We start from the raw sequence: 934 nt of genomic DNA on the forward strand, positions 1-934 counted from the left end.
TAGGGGAACCTGCGGTTGGATCACCTCCTTACCTAATGATATTGATTCGCGTGAAGTGCTCACACAGATTGTCTGATAGAAAGTAACGAGCAGAAATACCTTTATAGGCTTGTAGCTCAGGTGGTTAGAGCGCACCCCTGATAAGGGTGAGGTCGGTGGTTCAAGTCCACTCAGGCCTACCACTTCTCGAAGTGGAAAAGGTACTGCACGTGACTGTATGGGGCTATAGCTCAGCTGGGAGAGCGCCTGCCTTGCACGCAGGAGGTCAGCGGTTCGATCCCGCTTAGCTCCACCATATAGTCCTGTATTTCAATACTTCAGAGTGTACTGGCAACAGTATGCTGCGAAGTATTTTGCTCTTTAACAATCTGGAACAAGCTGAAAATTGAAACATGACAGCTGAAACTTATCCCTCCGTAGATGTATTGGGGTAAGGATTAACCTGTCATAGAGTCTCTCAAATGTAGCAGCACGAAAGTGGAAACACCTTCGGGTTGTGAGGTTAAGTGACTAAGCGTACACGGTGGATGCCTAGGCAGTCAGAGGCGATGAAGGGCGTGCTAATCTGCGATAAGCGTCGGTAAGGTGATATGAACCGTTATAACCGGCGATACCCGAATGGGGAAACCCAGTGCAATTCGTTGCACTATCATACGATGAATACATAGTCGTATGAGGCGAACCGGGGGAACTGAAACATCTAAGTACCCCGAGGAAAAGAAATCAACCGAGATTCCCCCAGTAGCGGCGAGCGAACGGGGAGGAGCCCAGAACCTGAATCAGTTCTTGTGTTAGTGGAAGCGTCTGGAAAGTCGCACAGTAAAGGGTGATAGTCCCGTACACTAAAATGCATTAATTGTGAGTTCGATGAGTAGGGCGGGACACGTGACATCCTGTCTGAATATGGGGGGACCATCCTCCAAGGCTAAATACT

The 934-nt window shown here is 48.8% G+C and carries 2 tRNA genes and 1 rRNA gene; all 3 read left to right on the plus strand.

The features are described from left to right. Positions 1 to 105: 105 nt before the first annotated feature. Positions 106 to 182 (plus strand) — tRNA-Ile (locus AC2FCQ_RS24620). Positions 183 to 219: 37 nt separating this feature from the next. Then, a tRNA-Ala gene (locus AC2FCQ_RS24625) sits at positions 220 to 295 on the plus strand. Positions 296 to 500: 205 nt separating this feature from the next. Continuing rightward, positions 501 to 934 (plus strand): 23S ribosomal RNA (locus AC2FCQ_RS24630); the annotation flags it as partial.

This window comes from Serratia sp. CoH_134_PS_4, assembly GCF_058190535.1.